The organism is Kaistia sp. UC242_56 (assembly GCF_044452255.1).
Taxonomy (GTDB): domain Bacteria; phylum Pseudomonadota; class Alphaproteobacteria; order Rhizobiales; family Kaistiaceae; genus Kaistia; species Kaistia defluvii_A.
In genome coordinates this window covers 2,972,591-2,988,830 of sequence record NZ_JBIOAN010000002.1, presented here as the reverse complement: position 1 = coordinate 2,988,830, position 16,240 = coordinate 2,972,591, and the positions used below count along the sequence as shown (strand labels likewise).

Here is a 16,240-nt window from a genome sequence, read left to right as displayed (position 1 = left end):
CCTCCCGAAATGACGCCCGTCTCTGGGATTCGATGCGGGCTGAATCGATCGAAGCACAGCCCGTGGGGATTGTCTCCCGACTTATGATCCGCCGGCTTCGATCGTCCGCCCGGCGGGGGAGGCCGGCAGCGTTTCCTTGGCGTCGAAGATGATGCCTTCGACCAGATTGCGGCCGGCGGCCTTGGCGACATAGAGCTGCTTGTCGGCCGCCTTGATCCAGGCCTCCGGCTGGCTGCCGGGCAGGCAGGGCGCGGTGGCGACGCCAAGGCTGACCGAGACATAGGGCGAGGCGTCGGAGCCGGAATGCGGGATGCCGAGCGCCTGCACGCGGTCGCGGATGCCGAGCGCGATCTCCATCGCCTCGAGATGCTCGATCTCCGGCAGCACGCAGGCGAATTCCTCGCCGCCATAGCGGATGGTCACGTCACTGGCGTGGTGGACGGCACGGTTAAGCGCCGCCGCCACCATCATGAGGCAGCGGTCGCCGGCAGTGTGGCCGTAGAGATCGTTGAATTTCTTGAAGAAATCGATGTCGAGGATGATGACGGAAAGCTGGCCGCCGGTGCGCGACAAGCGCGCCGTCTCCTGGTTCAGCGCCTTCTCCAGCCGGCGCCGGTTGCCGAGGCCGGTCAGCGCGTCGGTGACCGCCATCTCGGCCAGCTCGTCGCGCATCCGTTTCATGTCGAGATGGTTGCGCACGCGGGCCTTCACCACGATCGGCAGGATCGGCTTGGTGATGTAGTCGATGGCGCCGAGCATCAGCCCCTTCACCTCGGCCTCCTGGTCGCCCAGCGCTGTGGTGAAGATGACGGGAACGTCGGCGATCAGCGGATCGGCCTTGATCGCCGCGCAGACCTCGTAGCCGTCCATGCCCGGCATCAGCACGTCGAGGAGAATCAAATCGGGCAAAGTGGTGCGCGCGATCTCCAGCGCCTCGGCCCCGGATGTTGCGAAATAGATATCGTGATCCTCCTCGAGCACGGCGCTCAGGATCTCGATATTGCTGACCTCGTCATCGACGATGAGGATCGACGGCCGCTCGCTCAATTCTGCACTTCCCTGATATCGAAATGACGCTCGACGGCGTCCAGACCCGCAAGCGCATGGCTGAAATCAAGCCGGCTGATCGGGTCGCGGATCTGGCTGAGATGGGCGGCCTCCGCCGTGCCCTGCAGCGCTGTTTCCAGCGCCTCGAAGGTCTTGCGCGCGCGCATGCTGCGTTTGACGAGTTGCTGGCGCAACTCGCCGAGCAGTCGCGTCGCCTCGGCCCGCGCCGCCGGGTCCAGGCTCGCGTCCGCGGCAGTCGCAATCGATGCATCGGCGGAGGTCAGCGAACCGGCTGCGGCGAGCGCCGGTTGCAAGGCCAGGTCCAGGCGCTCGATGAGATCCTCGATATTCATCAGTTCCCGATGCGCGATCGCATCCTCCAGCTGACGAGATGCTTCGGATACCTTACGCAATTCCAGGGATCCGGAAACCCCCTTGAGCGAATGCGCCAGGCGCCGCGCATCGTCGAGCTTGTCGGCCTCGATCTCGGTCCGCAGCGTGGCGATGACGTCGCCGTAATTGGCTGCGAAGCTCAAGATCAGCTTGCGCAGCAGCGCCTTCTTGCCGTTGACGCGGACGAGGGCGGTGTCGAGATCGAAGGGCGGCAGTGCCGCGGGCAGCTCCGCCGTCGGCTCTGCCGGGGCAGGGGCGGCCGTGGCCATGGTGGGAGCAGCGTCGGCCTTGTGCGGCTTCAGCCAGCGCTCCAGCGCGCGCATCAGCGTCGCCGGGTCGACCGGCTTGGCGACATGGTCGTTCATGCCGGCGTTGAAGCAGTTCTGCCGCTCCTGCTCATAGGCATGCGCCGTCATGGCAAGGATCGGCAGCCGGTCGGCCGGGATCGTCTGGCGGATGCGCTTGGTCGCCTCGATGCCGTCCATCTCGGGCATCTGCACGTCCATCAGCACTAAGTCGTAGTGCCTGCCGGAATCGAGCGCCATTTCGCAGGCGATGCGGCCATTGGTGGCCAGCTCAACCACGAGCCCGCCATCGGTGAGGATCTCCATCGCCACCTCGCTGTTGATCTCGTTGTCCTCGACCAGGAGAATTCGCGAGCCGCGCAGTTCCGGCGCGACCATGGGAATGGAATGGACGGCGGGCGCTGCGACGCGTTCCTGGCTGGACGAGGCGCCGATCAGCCGGGTGATTTCGGCCAGCAGCAGCGCCGTGTCGATCGGCTTGACGAGGAAGGCGGAAATGCCGGCTTCGCTGGCGCTCTCCATCGCCTCCTCGCGCGCATAGGCGCTGACCATCATGATGGTCGGCAGGCGGGTCAGCGTCTCGCTGCTGCGCATCGCCTCGACGGATTCGATGCCGTCCAGCCCCGGCATCTTCCAGTCGATCAGCATCAGATCGTAGGAAACGCCGCGCGCCTGCGCCTCTTCGAGCAGCGCGATCGCCTCGGTACCGGAGGCGACGAGATCGGCCTGCACCGACCAGCCCTCGAAGACCGAATGCAGGATTTCGCGGGAGGCCGGGTTGTCGTCGGCGATCAGAACGCGGAGCCCGCGCAGCGTCTCGACATCGGCCGCCTCGGCGAGAAGCTGCGCGTCGCCTTCCTCCATCTGCACGGTGAAGGTGAAGGTGCTGCCGGCGCCGGCCGCGCTTTCGACGCGGATCGAGCCGCCCATCAGCTCGACCAGCTGCTTGCTGATCGCGAGCCCGAGGCCCGTGCCGCCGAACTTGCGCGTCATGGAACTGTCGGCTTGGCTGAACGAGCGGAAAAGCACCTGCTGCTGTTCCGGCGTCATGCCGATCCCGGTATCGCGGATGGCGACTTCGAGGACGAGCTTGCGCTCCCGCTTCTCCAGCGTGCGGATCGACAGGATGACGCCGCCGCGCTCGGTGAACTTCACCGCGTTGGAGACGAGGTTGAGGATGATCTGGTTCAGCCGCAGCGCATCGCCGAGCAGGGTGGTCGGCACGTTGTCGTCGATGTTGATGCGGATATCGACGCCCTTCTCGGCCGCCTTGACGGCGGAGATGGCGGTGGCATTCTCGATCGTCTCGCGGATCTTGAAATGCGTGTTCTCCAGCGAGAGCATGCCCGCCTCGATCTTGGAGAAGTCGAGGATGTCGTTGATCAGCGCCAGCAAGGCCGTGCTCGCCGCCTTGATCTTGCTGACATAATCCGCCTGCTTCGGCGTCATCTCGGTGCGCAGCGCCAGATGGCTGAAGCCGAGGATGGCGTTCATCGGCGTGCGGATCTCGTGGCTCATATTGGCCAGGAACAGGCTCTTGGCGATGTTCGCCGCATTGGCCTCGCGCGTGCGCTCGGCCACCTTCTGCTCCAGCGTTTCATTGGCCAGAACGATCTCGTCGCTCATCGTCTTGATGCGGCGGAAGCTCGCGACCAGGCGCATGCTGAGCCAGACCAGCACGACGGTCTGGAACGCCACGATCGCGGCGTGCAGATAGACGCGGGGCAGGTCGGCGCCGAGTGGGAACACCGCATAGGGGAAGACGAAATTGAGCATCAGGTGATGTACGGCGACCGCGACGGCGGCGACGACGACCGGGCGCCAGTCGCACCAGCCGATCACCAGCGCCAGCGTGGCGAAGAAGTACATGTGCATGTCCATCTGCCACGGATGGCCCGAGAACATGAACACCAGCAGCGCCGGCTGCCCCATCAGGGCGACGGCGGAGATATAGCGCGTCACCGGCGCCGGGCCGCGCAGCGTCCACGACACCTGCAGCGCCACGGCCAGCAGGATGGCCACCAGCGTCGGCGCGACGATGCCGCGATCGATCCACCACGCCACGAACGCGATGAACGGGACATGCGCCCAGATCAGGAAGACCAGGAACAAGCCGAACCTGTGTCGCAAACTGTCGAGTTCGGCCATGCTGGAAATCCTTGAAAACGATCTGTGTGTGTCGCCTAGACGGAGAAGCAGCCGCGCAGCTTCACGGCATCGAGGACGAGCCATGCGCCGGAGCGATAGAGCGACGCGATGAAGTCTGGATTGTCCGACTGGGCGATGATCACATTGGAGAGCCCGGCGGTGGCGACGATGCTGCCGCCGGAGCGCGCCACGATCCCCGCGGCTTCGGCGGCGTTGGCCCAAAGGGGCGCGACCACGGCCACCTCCCGGCTGCCACCGTCTGCCGTGAGCGTACCGACAAAGATCGCGATGGCGCTTACGACCAAAAGCAGGCCGGCCGGAATCAGATCCAGCCAGCTACCGCGTTCGATAGACTGTGCGCTAGGCCGACCAGAAATCTCAGGCTCCCGTCGGTAAGAATGCGGCTGCATAGAACCCGGTTAACCCTAAGAGATCAATAGGGATAACTCAGCAGCCACCGGCGACGGGGGCTGACGCAGCGTCCCGTGGGGGCTTCCGGTTGCAATCGATCGGGATGCGAAGATAGGCTTCAGCAAGGGTTGTAGAGAGGACCGCTGGGTCTGCGATCCCAGGTTGTCGCGGCGGTGCGATTCGCGTCAGGCCGCTGGCCGGCGAGAGGCGAGTCTCAATCGAGGTGGAAGACTTCTTCCATCGGAGACCACCATTCGCCGGGCGCTGCCGAGGCGATGGGCTGCTGGCAGGGATCCGTCTGGCCGAGCCAGGCCCGGATCGCCGGTTCCTTGTCGAGGCGGGCGGCATCGGCCGGCCAGTCGGCACCGTGATATTCCCAATAGCCGAACAGCAGGTTTTCCGGCTCGCGCAGATAGATGGAATAGTTCCTGACGCCACAGGCCGAAAGCAACGCGTTGACCTCGGCCGAGCCGGTCGCGTGCAGGCGCTTATATTCCGCAATCGCCTCCGGCTTCACGCCGATCACCATCCCCATGCGCTGCATTTCTGGATCCTGCTCCTTTGAGGTTTCAACTCGGCGTCATCCCCGCGAAGGCGGGGATCCATACAGCCTGAGGCCTGAGCTTCAAGCCCCGAAAACCCGGCTGCATGTGTCCGGGATCTCCGCTGTGCTCCGCCCGGGATGACGGCGAGCACGGGATGAAGGGGCTACCCCTTCACCGCACCCACGGCGATGCCGTTGACGATCTGGCGCTGGAAGATGACGTAGATCAGGACGATCGGCGCCGCGGCCAGGCAGATGCCGGCGGCGAGCAACGGCACGTTGGTGGTGTACTCGCCCCGGAGCGCGGCGATGCCGACCATCAGGGTCCGCTGGTCCTGCAGCACCAGCAGCGAGATCAGCACGTCGTTCCAGCAATAGAGCGTGTTGAGGATGCCCAGCGTCACCAGCGCCGGCTTCCCCATCGGCAGCATGATGTGCCACCAGACCTGGAGCAGGTTGGCGCCGTCGATCTGCGCTGCTTCAAACAGTTCGCGCGGCAGGCGGGCATAGAAGGCGGTCATCAGATAGACGCTGAACGGCAGGAAGAACGCCGTATAGGCGATGATCAGGCCCGGCCGGCTGTCGATCAGGTTGAGGCCGATCATGGTGCGGTAAAACGGCACCAGCACGACCTGCACCGGGATCATGAGGGACACCAGGATGGTGATGAAGATGATCTTGCGGCCGCGGAAGCGCAGGATGGCGAGCGCGAAGCCGGCCATGGAAGCGACGACCAGCAGAACGATCACCGCGCCGACCGTGACGACGACGGAATTGGTGAAATATTCCGACAGGCGCGACTGGTTCCAAGCCTGGGAGAAGTTGACGAAGGTCGGGTCGGTCGTCAGGCCGAAGCGGTCGAGCACATAACCCTTGCGGGTCTTCAGCGCGGCGTTGATCGTGAAATAGACGGGATAGACGGCGGAGAGGGCGAGCAGCGCCATCGGGATCGAGAGGATCCAGAGAATGCGCTTCTCGCGGGTCTGAACGGCTGCCATGGCGCGGGCCCTAGATGTCGGCGTTGCGGGACATGATGCGGATCTGGATGGCGGCGAGGCCGGCCATCATCAGGAACAGCACCATCGAGATCGCGCTCGCATAGCCGGGGCGGTTCATCTTGCCCTGCTCGAGCCAGATCAGGAATTCCGGCAGGATGGTCGAGGTGCCGGGGCCACCGGCGGTGAGCACGTAGATCAGCCCGAACATCGAGGTCAGCATGCCGATCGTCGTCACTACGGCGGCAAATTCGATGATCGGCCGGATCGACGGGATGACGATGTACCACCAGGTCTGCAACAGCTTGGCGCCATCGAGCTTGGCGGCTTCGAGCATTTCGGCCGAGACGGTGGAAAGGCCGGCGATGAAGATCAGCAGGCTCATGCCGAAGGTCGCCCAGAGCTGCACCGCGATCAGACTGAACAGGGCCGTTGACGAATTGCCGAGCCAGTCGACGGCGGAAAAGCCCATCGCCTTCAGGAACAGGTTGAACGAGCCGTCATAGCGCAGCAGCACGTTGAAGATCGCGCCGACGATGACCGAGGAGAGCACGGCCGGGAAGAAATAGACGGCGCGGAACAGCTTGCCGCCCGGCACGCCCTGATGGATCAGGATGGCCAGCACCAGCGGCAGGCCGATCCAGATCGGCAGCGTCGCCAGCAGGATCAGCATGTTGACCAGGCTGTCGAGGAAGACCGGGTCATGCGCGATGCCGATGTAGTTGTCGAGCCCGACGAAGCGCGGCGCCGACATGCCGTCATAATCGGTGAAGGAATAGCCGAGGCCCCAGATCAGCGGGATGATGCGAAACACCACGACCAGCGCCAGGGCCGGCAGGACGAACAGATAGGCGAGGCGCTCGGCATTGTGGCCGCCGGAACGCCGGCGCGGCGCGGCGGCGCTCTTGCTGTCCTTGGCGGTCAGGGTCTGGGTCATTCGAGGGCCTCTGGTCATCAAAATGGGAGAGGTTCCGGGCAAGGCTTGTTTCGTCCGGAACATCGTTTCGCTCGGCGGCTGGCCCCAGCCTCCGTCATCCCCGCGCAGGCGGGGATCCATACAGCCGTAACCCCAGGGGACTGTGGCTGCATGGATCCCGGGTCAAGCCCGGGATGACGTCGGAGTGGTTGGCACGCGGAGCAATTTCGAAGAAGAACTACTTCTTCTTCGCCTGGGCCTGGACTTCGTCGAGGCGGGCGACGGCCTTGTCGACCGTGGTCTCGCCGGTGAGCAGCATCTGGCTCTGGCGATGCCATTCCTCGGTCTCGGCCGTGGACGTGTTGTTGTGCAGCAGCGGCGCACCGTCCGAGAGCGAACCCAGCACGATCTTGGCCGAGGGGCTATCGACCTTCGACGTATCGACGGCCGTATCGGAGGGAACCGCGCCGGCCGCCTCGAAGAACACCTGCATGGCCGGGGTCGCGGCGAAGCTCTTGGCGAGTTCGACGGCGAGGTCCTGGTTCGGCGAGAACTTGGTCACGGCATAGCCGATGCCGCCGGCAAGCGGCATGCGCAGCTTGTCGTTCACGCTGGCGGTGACCGGCGGCATGACGAAGACGCCGACATTCTGCGGCTCGAGGAATTCATCGAATTCCTTCCAGTGCGCGACGTCCGACAGCAGGCCGATGGTGTTGGCGTTCTCGCCGCGCTCGAAGCTCTGGTATTCGTCCATGAACTTGGCGGTCGAATTGGCACCTTCCGCGTACCAGCCGTCCTTCTGGGTATCGACCCACTTCTGGACGATCGCCTTGATTTCCGGGCTCGACCACTTGAGGTCGCCGGTGGTCCAGGCGGCCTGCTGCTCGGCGGTCAGCGCGTTGGCGGCGGCGGCGGAATAGAAGAAGTCGGCGCCGAAGCCTTCCTTGTTGCCGAGCGCGAAGCAGGTCGTGCCGGCGGCCTTCAGCTTGGCGCAGATCGCCTCCAGCTCGGCCCAGCTCTTGGGCGTCGCTTCGGGATCGAGGCCGGCCTTCTTGTAGAGTTCCTTGTTGTAGTAAACCGCCAGGCCCTGGATCGAGATCGGCACGGCATAGGCGCTGCCATCGGGGCCGGCGAACTCGTCCCAGCCGGCGACGCGCGTCTTGATGTCGGCGATCTTGTCGTCGAGCTTCGAGAAGGCGGCAATGCGCTCCTTGGCCTGCGAACCGCCATGCACGAGCACGACGTCCGGGCCCTGGCTGGCGGCGATCGCCGTGCCGAGCAGCGTGTAATACTGGTCATGCGGCTGCATGACGAACTTCACGGTCACGCCGGGATGGGCGGCCTCGAAATCGGTCTTCACCTTCTCGAAATAGGGAGCCGTCGTCGGATCGCCCGACTTCCAGTCCCAGACGGTAAGGGTCGTATCGGCCTTGGCGGATGTCGCCACGCCCAGCGTCATGACAAGCGCGGTGGCGAGCATCGTGCCGGCGCGCAGGATCCGGTTCGTCGTCTTCATGTCTGTGTCTCCTCCCTCGCAGATCTCTCCCCACCCAAAGCCGGCGAGCGCGGCTTTGGGCTCCTCAAAACTCAGTCGGCAGGCGCGTGTTGACGGGGCCGGCCGGCAGGTCGTCATTGGCCATCACGTCGGGAACCGCCCAGTCGCTGCGCGCGGATTCCGCCAGCACCAGGCCGTGGCCGGGGCGGTCATGCGCATGGATCCAGCCGTCGCTGATCTCGAAGGGCTGCTCGACCAGATGGTCGAAGTTCTGGAACGAATATTCGAGCCATTCGACCTCGGGCAGGGCGATCGCCATGTTGACGCCGATCTCGAGGAACGAATTGCCGAGGCTGACCGGGATGCCGTGCTCGGCGGCCAGCCAGCCAATGCGCATCACCTCCGACACGAAGCCGTGCACGTTGATCATGTCGGTGCCGCGTGCTTCGATCAACTGGCGCTTGCCGTGAGCGTCGAAATACTCGCCAGAATTGACGAGCGTGAACGGGCAGCCCTGGCGGATCATCTTCAGGCCTTCGAAATCGTAGCGAAGGCAGGGATCCTCGATCCACAGGATGTCGAAGCCGGCATCCTTGATCTTGTTCATGTTGCGGACGGTCTGCTGGGGCGACCAACCTTCATTGGCGTCGATCATGATCGCCTCTGGCTTGCCGACGGTCTTCACCAGCAATTCGAGGCGGTGCAGGTCGCGCTCGATGTCCGGGTGGCCGACCTTGATCTTGAAGGATTTGTAGCCGACCGACGCCGCATGCTCGAAAAGGGCGCAAAAATCTTCGTCCGAGAGGTGATAGTCGAGGCCGCTGGCATAGGCCTTCACGCGCGACTTGGTGCCGCCGAGAAGCTTCCACAGCGGCATCTTCTGTTCCTTGGCGGTCAGGTCCCACAGCGCCTGGTCGACGCCTTCGCCGAAGGGCAGCGATGCGCCGCGGATGTTGCCGCCGCGCGGGCGGCGAACACGGTGGACGAGGCCCGCCGGTTCCTGGCCTTCAAGGCCAGGCCAGATCTCGGCGCGGAAAATCCGCTCGATCTCGGCCTGCGACGGCAGCGGATTGAACAGCGAGGCGCAGAAGCCGAGCCCAACCAGGCCGGTGTCGGTGATCAGTTCCAGCGTTGCGACATGGGCATGCGCGATGCGGACCTGACTGTCGCCGATGACACGGTCGCGGGCGAACTGGAAACGGACAATTCGAAAATCCACGATGCGCATGCTATGCTCGCCTAATCGATCAAATGAGAGTGTTGATATGTCACGTAGCCGATCTGATAGATCAGATCCGATTGTATCGCAAGACGTCGGCGCCCCCGAGCCGGCCGAGCGGGTCGCCGACAGTGTCACCGTTTCGTTGAGCGAACTCGCCTATGAGCGCATCCTCGCCATGTTGTTCGGGCGGGAATTGCCGGCCGGCGCCTTCGTCTCGCAGAACGATCTGGTCAAGCTGGTCGGCGTGCCGGTGGCGCCGCTGCGCGATGCGCTGCGCGTGCTGCAGACGGAAGGATTGCTGACGATCCATCCGCGCTCGGGCATCCGCTTCATGAAGGCCGACTTCGAATTTGCGCGGAATACCTATCAGTTCCGCTCGATCCTGGAGCGCCCGGCGGTTCGGGTCTTCGCCGAGACGGCGACGCATGAATTGCTCGATGCGATGATCGAGCGACATCAGCGCAGCATCGCCGAACTGGAAAGCACGGGCTTCACGCCGGCGATCGCGCCGGAGATCGGGGCAATCGACGCGGCGCTGCATTTCGAGATCATCGGCTCGCTGGGCAATGTCCTGGTCGGATCGACCTATCGCCGCGTCCACAATTATCTGCAGCTGATTCGTCTCGATCGCACGCTCACCACGCCGATTGTGCTGCGCACGCTGCGCGAGCATCTGGTGCTGCTGGAAGCCTGCAAGGCGCGCGACGCCGACGCCGCCGAAGCGGCCCTGCAGACGCATTTTTCCAACGCGCTGCAGCGGACGTTGGGGATTTTCTAGCTCTCTTTGGGCTTGGGTGCGTGCTTAAGGCGCCGGCCTTGCGGGCGCCTTAGCCTGTTTGGGGCCTGAGGGTAGCAAGACCCTCACCCCAACCCTCTCCCGCGCGCGGGAGAGGGGGCTGACCGCGGCCAGCCTCGCTGTCGACATTACCCAGACGGAAAGCCCTCGCCCGCTTGCGGGAGAGGGTGGGGTGAGGGGCTTGCTTGCCTTCGGCTGGATCGCATTTCGCGTGCCAGGATCGCGAAAAGGCTATTCTCAGCTCGCCTTGGTCACCCAGCCGAGCACGTTCTTCCACAGACGCGCATAGCCCGGCCATTCGACGAAGCTGTTGGGCAGCCAGTGCGGGCCGATGTCGGAGGTCCAGGCGACGCTGCGGCCTTCGCCGAACTCGCCCGCCACCAGCAGCGGATGGCCGCCTTCGGATTCAGGCAGGCGGGCCAGAAGCTCTACATCCGGCCGGTCGCGCAGCTTGACCTCGTTGGCGCCGAGCAGCAGCGGCCATTCGCCGTCGAGGCCGGCCAGCAGCGGATGCGCGCGATTGCCCACGATCTCGGCGCGGAATCCTTCCGGCACCTCGATGCGGTCGTCATGCGGCAGGCAGGTTACCGGCAGCGCGTCCTCGACCGCCGTGCGCGCCCAGCGGCCACGGCCATCAATGCCCTGGAAGGTCAGGTAGCCACCGATCATGATCAGCCCGCCGCCCTGGCGCGTCCATTCGCGCAGCAGCTTGACCCGGTTCGGCATCGGCTTGCCATGCAGCCAGACGTCGGGATGCAGCAGGATCGAGTTGGATCCGATATCGGACAGGATGATCGCGTCATAGGCGTTGAGCCCCTCCAGCGTGAGGGGCAGTTCGGTCGGCACCTGATGCGCCTGCAAGTAGGTGAGTTCAAACTCGCTGCCGGCCAGCGCCTTCACCAGCGGCTCGGCGCCGAGATGGAAAGTTACGCTGCCGAACTGGTCGAAGCCCTTGTAGTGCGTGGCGCTCGACATCCAGCTTTCGCCGACAAGCAACACCTTCTTGGCGGTCATTCTCTTCCCCTTTGATGCCGCCCTCAACGGTGGAGCGGCTTGACGGAACTGCGGATGATCAGTTCGACGGGAAGCAGTTCGGTGACCGGCGCCAGGCTATCGCCCTTGATCAGGGCGAACACCCGTTCGACGGCGCGCCGGCCCAGCGCGGCGACGGGCTGGCGGATGGCCGTCAGCGGCGGATCGAAAAGTTCCAGCGGACCGACATCGTCGAAGGCGACGACGGAGATATCCGCGCCCACCTTCACACCCTGCTGTTTAAACACCGTGAGCAGGCCGAGGACAATCTCGTCGCTGGCAACGAAGATGGCGGTGGGGCGAGGCTCGAGCGCGAGAAGCTGGTTCGCCGCGTTCCGGCCATGCTCCGAGGAATAGGGGCCCTGCAACTCCGCCACGACCGTGACCGAGCCATTCGCCTTGGCGATGGCGCGGCGGAAGCCGCCGAGACGGCCCCGGCTGCTGGAAAGCCCGGCCGGCCCGCCGACATAGGCGATCCGGCGATGGCCATTCTCGATCAGGTGCGAGCCCGCGAGAAAGCCGCCCTGGTCGCTGTCGGCCATGATCGTCGGCGCGGTCGCCCCATCGATGTCGTCGTCGACGAGCACGACGGTATCGGAACCCTTCAGCGCGAGGGCGAGGGCGGGGTCGTCGCCATTGTTGGTGACGAAGAGCAGCCCGTCGACATGGCGCCCGGACAGGCGACCGAGATAGTCGATCTCGCGATCGGTGCGGCTGAGGGTAGGGCAGAGCAGAAGGCCGAGCCCGAATTCGGCAGCCGCGCGTTCGACCCCCGCCGCCAGATGAGCGAAATACGGGTTGGCAATATCGGGAATCACAAGCCCGATCGTCTCCGAACGACCGAGGCTCAGGCTGCGGGCATGCGGGTTGGGCTGATAGCGCAGCTCCCGGATCGCGGCGTCGATGCGGTCGGTCGTCGCCCTCGGCAGCTTGATGGAGTGGTTGAGATAGCGCGAGACCGCCGCCACGGAGAGGCCGCAGGCTGCCGCGACATCCTTGAGCGTCGCGTTCCTTCGCGCAGGTTCGTCCTGCTTCCCGGTCATCTTGCCCCCTGGCGGCTACCGAACGGCCCAGCATGTCTCGCCAGATTGTCATGCCGCCTGACGGGAGCATGAATTGTGACGGTATCTGTCAGTTAATGACTGTAACGCTTCCAAGTTGCATTGGCCAATCGGTCGAAATGGCTGTGTTGCTGTCGCGCAAGACAAGCTTGGCCAGGCGCGCCGAAGCGACCGTCCAGGCGCCGCTGCAACGCGCGGTAGTCGTTGCAAGTCCCTCCGCCACGTCGCTGCGTGACGCTGGATCTCATTGCGGTTTCGGAATTTTTACGAAGGTGACCGTTCCATCTGGGGCGATGGGGTTGGTCGAGCCCGTGGAGCGCGCCAGCCTGCTGGTGGCAGGCCTGCGGAACGAGATGGCCGAGATGGCGGAGTTCCGAAGTGACTTCGGCCCTTGGAGTGGCCGGAGCGGGCGTGGCAGTCGATTCGCCATGGGCGAGAAAACCCTCTCCCGGTGGCCGGGAGAGGGTTGAAGTTATTGTCAGGCCGCGACGGATTCGCCGAAAGCGGGGATCGTCGAAGCGATCTTGTCGCCCGTGAAGTTGGCGACCCAGCCATCCGGCGAGATGAACAGGCGGATGCAGGTGAAATTCGGCTCCGGGCCCATGTCGAACCAGTGCAGTGTGCCGGCCGGGACCGACAGAAGGTCGTCACGGGTGCAGACGACGCGATAAACCTTGTCGCCCAGATGCAGGTAGAACGCGCCCGAACCTTCGACGAAGAAGCGGACCTCGTCCTCGTCATGCGTGTGCTCGTCGAGGAACTTGGTGCGGATCGCCTGCTTGTTGGGATTGTCCGGCGTGATGCGCATCACGTCGATGGTCTGGTAACCCTCGGCGGCGGAAAGCCGGTCGACCTCGGCCTTGTAGGCGGCGAGGATGTCTTCATGGCTGGCGTTGGCGGCAAGCTCGGCGCCGGCCTTCCAGCGCTCGAACAGCACGCCGACCTTGTTCAGCGCAGCCGCGATCTCGGCCGGGTCGGACGTGACGAGGTCGGGATTGGCCGGATCCTTGTCCGGGTAGATCGTCAGTGTGGTCATGGCGTGAACCTCCTGTAGGAAAGCTCGAATTCGAACAGCGTTTCGAGCGCTTCGAGATGGCGGGCGGCCTCCGCTTCGGTGGCGCCCCATGCATAGAGTCCGTGTCCGGCGAGAAGATAGCCGGGCGCGACGATGGCGTCACCGCCGGGCTCGGCCAGGCGGGCGTCGACCCGGCCCGACAGGGCGGAAATGTCCTGGTCGTTGGCGAAGACGGGAATTTCGACGATCGCCTCATGCGTGCGCACGCCGGAAAGCGCCTTCTGCAGCTCCCAGCCGGTCAGCCGCAGCCTTCCTTTGGGCGCCGCAAGACGCGAGAGCACCGTCGCGGCGGGGCTGTGGACATGAAAGATCGCGCCGAGTTCCGGACGCTGGCGGTAGAGGGCGGTGTGCAGCTCCGCTTCGGCGGAGGATCCCGGCAGCAGCGGCACGGCCAGCGGCTGGATCAGGATATCGGCCGGCTGGAGATTGCCCTTGTCGACGCCGGAACGCGTGATCGCGATCGTGTCGGCATCAATGCGGACGGAGAAATTGCCGGAGGTCGCCGGCACCCAATGGCGAAGCGCCGCGGCGCGGCCGGCGGCGATGACGCCCGCCACAGCTTTGGCCAGGGCGCTTTCGTCGCTGGCGGACCCGGATTCGGTCTTCAAGGAAATCGTCTGCGCCAACCACGCTACTCCGTCAGAAAAAGGCGATGCCGGCATGGGTCTTCACCCGGCCGGCCGCCACCATACTAACTAAAACGCGCGCGCAAGGATGGGGTAGATCAAATTTCCCATTCCGGCTCGAATAAAGAGAAAATCCTTCGTTCCTCGCCCGTCAGCGGTCGCGCTATCAGAATTATATTGCAACATCGCCAGCGGATGGCGCGCGTTGCCGGGTCAAAGCCGTCCGGATGGACGCGAGGGAGATACAAGTATGAAGCGTTTCGCAATCGGCCTCGCCGGAGCGGCCCTCATGGCCACCAGCCTGCTGGGCGCGCCGGCCTATGGCCAGGGCATCGCCGGGGCCCCCGCGCCCTTCGACAAGGGTGGCGTCAAGGTGGCGCTGGTGACCTTCATCTCGGCCGGCGACTTCTTCCAGGCCTACCAGGCCGGTGCGCAGAAGCAGGCCAAGGCGCTCGGCATCGACCTGCAGATCTTCTCCGGTCGTCAGGACGCCGCCGCCCAGCGCGAGCAGGTCGAACAGGCGATCAATCTCGGCGTCCAGGGCATCATCATCGACCATGGCCAGCCTGAAGCGCTGAAGGACGTCGCGCAGAAGGCCCTCGACGCCGGCATCAAGGTCGTCGCCTTCGACGTCGATCTCGGCAATCCGGCCATCCCGCAGGTCGAGCAGTCCGACCATGAGCTGGCCAAGGCCGCGCTCGGCCAGGCGATCGCCGACAACGGCACCGCCTTCAACGCCGGCTATGTCTATGTCGCCGGCTTCGCGCCGCTCGATCGCCGCAACGAGATCTGGGAAGAAACCAAGAAGGCCAATGCCGGCATCGTCGAGAAGGCGCGCTGGGGCGCGGTGAACGACACCACCGCCTCGTCGACCGCCGACCAGACAAAGGCCGCCTTCCAGGCCAATCCCGACATCACCGTCGTCTTCGCGCCCTATGACGAATTCGCCCGCGGCGTGAAGCTCGCCACCGACGAACTCGGCATCTCCGACAAGGTGAAGATCTATTCGGCCGATGTCTCGACCGCCGACATCACCGAGATCGCCGCCGAGGGTAGCCCGTGGGTCGCCACCGCCGCTACCAACCCGGCCGTTGTCGGCGAAGTTTCGGTGCGTGCCGTCGCCAAGTTGATCGCGGGTGAAGATCCTGGCCACAACATCATTGTGAAGCCGGTCCTGATCACGCAAAAGGATCTGCGCGACAATGCCATCAAGACGGTCGAGGATCTCGACGCCAAGCTGCCGGCTTTCGGCAAGAGCGACGCGGCGAGCGCCAGCTGGATCCCCGTCGCGACACAGTAGACGAATGGAAACAGACCTATGAACCTGCCCATGCGCAGCAAGTTCGGCAAGGCGGCCCTCGGGGCCGCTTTTGTCGTGATGGCGGCCACGGCCGCTCAGGCGGCCGAGCCCGTCCTGATCTCCTATGAGGCGGCGCCGTCCTCCGGCTTCGAATTGCCGAAGCTGGACCAGGCGACCTACGCGGTGCGCGCGGCCTTCGCGCTCCAGGCGCTGACCGACATCGTCCCGAAGATCGCCGCCGCGGCCGGCGTGCCCGACTCGAAGATGGTGAGCGAGGTGACGCCCGGCGGCTACCTGCTCAAGACCAACGCCTCGCTGCAGACCATGGCCGACCTCGACGACGAGGCCGCCGATCGCTTCGCCGCCAGTCTCGGCTATGTCTTCCGCCAGTACAGCGTTCTGATTTCGCGGCTCGACGACCCGAGCGGCCAGACCGATTTCGTCAAGGTCACCTTCCCGCGTGACAAGCTCGACTCGGCCGTGGCGCAGGCTTTCTTCGAGAAGGCCGCGTCGGTCGACAAGGGTCTCGGCGGCGGCTACACGGCCTTTGGCGACGACCAGATCTTCCTGAACGTCACGGATTCCGCCGGCAAGCCCTATAGCGGCCTCGACCATGCGGCGTTCCTCGCGGGCCTCGAAAAGGCCGCGGCCGAGTTCGAGCCGGTGAAGCCCACCGTCTCGAACAATGGCAAGGCGGTTGCCCGCTTCGTCGAGAATGACTGGGCTGCCAAGCCGGCCGGCGAGGACTATATCGCCCGTCTCGGCGGCGCCGGATCCGATCTGGTCAAGAAGCTCGACGCGATCGAGGCGGACTATGCCGCCCTGGTCGGCGCGGCTGCCACCCGCTACGGCTGGAAATAGCCTTTCCGCCAAC

At 64.9% G+C, this 16,240-nt stretch carries 15 protein-coding genes; 3 read left to right on the top strand and 12 right to left on the bottom strand.

Annotated elements, in window-relative coordinates; all coding sequences use genetic code 11:
• Positions 1-81: 81 nt before the first annotated feature.
• From ACHMWQ_RS16705 to ACHMWQ_RS16670, 8 genes are all read right to left on the bottom strand, one after another.
• A complete protein-coding gene (locus ACHMWQ_RS16705) occupies positions 82-1,047 on the bottom strand; it encodes a diguanylate cyclase (protein WP_396308319.1) in 966 nt (321 codons plus the stop codon).
• On the bottom strand, positions 1,044-3,893 hold the full coding sequence (locus ACHMWQ_RS16700) for a response regulator (RefSeq protein WP_396308318.1): 2,850 nt from the start codon (positions 3,891-3,893) through the stop codon (positions 1,044-1,046). Before ACHMWQ_RS16700 ends, ACHMWQ_RS16705 begins: the two co-directional genes overlap by 4 nt.
• 35 nt (positions 3,894-3,928) lie before the next feature.
• On the bottom strand, positions 3,929-4,129 hold the full coding sequence (locus tag ACHMWQ_RS16695; RefSeq protein ID WP_396308317.1) for a hypothetical protein: 201 nt from the start codon (positions 4,127-4,129) through the stop codon (positions 3,929-3,931).
• A 389-nt stretch (positions 4,130-4,518) separates the two neighbouring features.
• The gene (locus tag ACHMWQ_RS16690; protein ID WP_396308316.1) at positions 4,519-4,848 is read right to left on the bottom strand and encodes an L-rhamnose mutarotase; all 330 of its coding nucleotides are present in this window, start codon (positions 4,846-4,848) and stop codon (positions 4,519-4,521) included.
• Between the two features lie 164 nt (positions 4,849-5,012).
• The gene (locus ACHMWQ_RS16685) at positions 5,013-5,846 is read right to left on the bottom strand and encodes a carbohydrate ABC transporter permease (RefSeq protein WP_354549566.1); all 834 of its coding nucleotides are present in this window, start codon (positions 5,844-5,846) and stop codon (positions 5,013-5,015) included.
• 10 nt (positions 5,847-5,856) lie between these two features.
• A complete protein-coding gene (locus ACHMWQ_RS16680) occupies positions 5,857-6,780 on the bottom strand; it encodes a sugar ABC transporter permease (protein ID WP_354549564.1) in 924 nt (307 codons plus the stop codon).
• Positions 6,781-6,997: 217 nt separating this feature from the next.
• The gene (locus tag ACHMWQ_RS16675; RefSeq protein WP_396308315.1) at positions 6,998-8,275 is read right to left on the bottom strand and encodes an ABC transporter substrate-binding protein; all 1,278 of its coding nucleotides are present in this window, start codon (positions 8,273-8,275) and stop codon (positions 6,998-7,000) included.
• Between the two features lie 64 nt (positions 8,276-8,339).
• Positions 8,340-9,482, bottom strand: coding sequence for a mandelate racemase/muconate lactonizing enzyme family protein (locus ACHMWQ_RS16670; protein WP_396308314.1), 1,143 nt, complete (start codon positions 9,480-9,482; stop codon positions 8,340-8,342).
• Positions 9,483-9,618: 136 nt separating this feature from the next.
• Between ACHMWQ_RS16670 and ACHMWQ_RS16665 the strand changes: the two genes are divergently transcribed.
• Positions 9,619-10,254 carry a GntR family transcriptional regulator gene (locus ACHMWQ_RS16665; protein ID WP_354549559.1) on the top strand — a complete coding sequence of 212 codons (636 nt, stop codon included), beginning with the start codon at positions 9,619-9,621 and terminating at the stop codon, positions 10,252-10,254.
• A gap of 255 nt (positions 10,255-10,509) precedes the next feature.
• Here ACHMWQ_RS16665 and ACHMWQ_RS16660 read toward each other — a convergent pair whose 3' ends face one another.
• The 4 genes from ACHMWQ_RS16660 to mtnB form a co-directional block, all read right to left on the bottom strand.
• Positions 10,510-11,286, bottom strand: a complete 777-nt coding sequence (locus ACHMWQ_RS16660; RefSeq protein ID WP_396308313.1) for a glutamine amidotransferase — start codon at positions 11,284-11,286, stop codon at positions 10,510-10,512.
• Between the two features lie 23 nt (positions 11,287-11,309).
• A complete protein-coding gene (locus ACHMWQ_RS16655) occupies positions 11,310-12,347 on the bottom strand; it encodes a LacI family DNA-binding transcriptional regulator (protein ID WP_396308312.1) in 1,038 nt (345 codons plus the stop codon).
• A 496-nt stretch (positions 12,348-12,843) separates the two neighbouring features.
• Positions 12,844-13,401, bottom strand: coding sequence for a cupin (locus ACHMWQ_RS16650; protein WP_354549553.1), 558 nt, complete (start codon positions 13,399-13,401; stop codon positions 12,844-12,846).
• The gene (mtnB, locus tag ACHMWQ_RS16645) at positions 13,398-14,048 is read right to left on the bottom strand and encodes a methylthioribulose 1-phosphate dehydratase (protein ID WP_396308311.1); all 651 of its coding nucleotides are present in this window, start codon (positions 14,046-14,048) and stop codon (positions 13,398-13,400) included. The genes ACHMWQ_RS16650 and mtnB overlap by 4 nt, the downstream gene beginning before the upstream one ends.
• A gap of 268 nt (positions 14,049-14,316) precedes the next feature.
• Between mtnB and ACHMWQ_RS16640 the strand changes: the two genes are divergently transcribed.
• A complete protein-coding gene (locus ACHMWQ_RS16640) occupies positions 14,317-15,366 on the top strand; it encodes a substrate-binding domain-containing protein (protein ID WP_354549550.1) in 1,050 nt (349 codons plus the stop codon).
• Positions 15,367-15,384: 18 nt separating this feature from the next.
• The gene (locus ACHMWQ_RS16635) at positions 15,385-16,227 is read left to right on the top strand and encodes a hypothetical protein (protein WP_266332634.1); all 843 of its coding nucleotides are present in this window, start codon (positions 15,385-15,387) and stop codon (positions 16,225-16,227) included.
• Positions 16,228-16,240 lie beyond the last annotated feature (13 nt).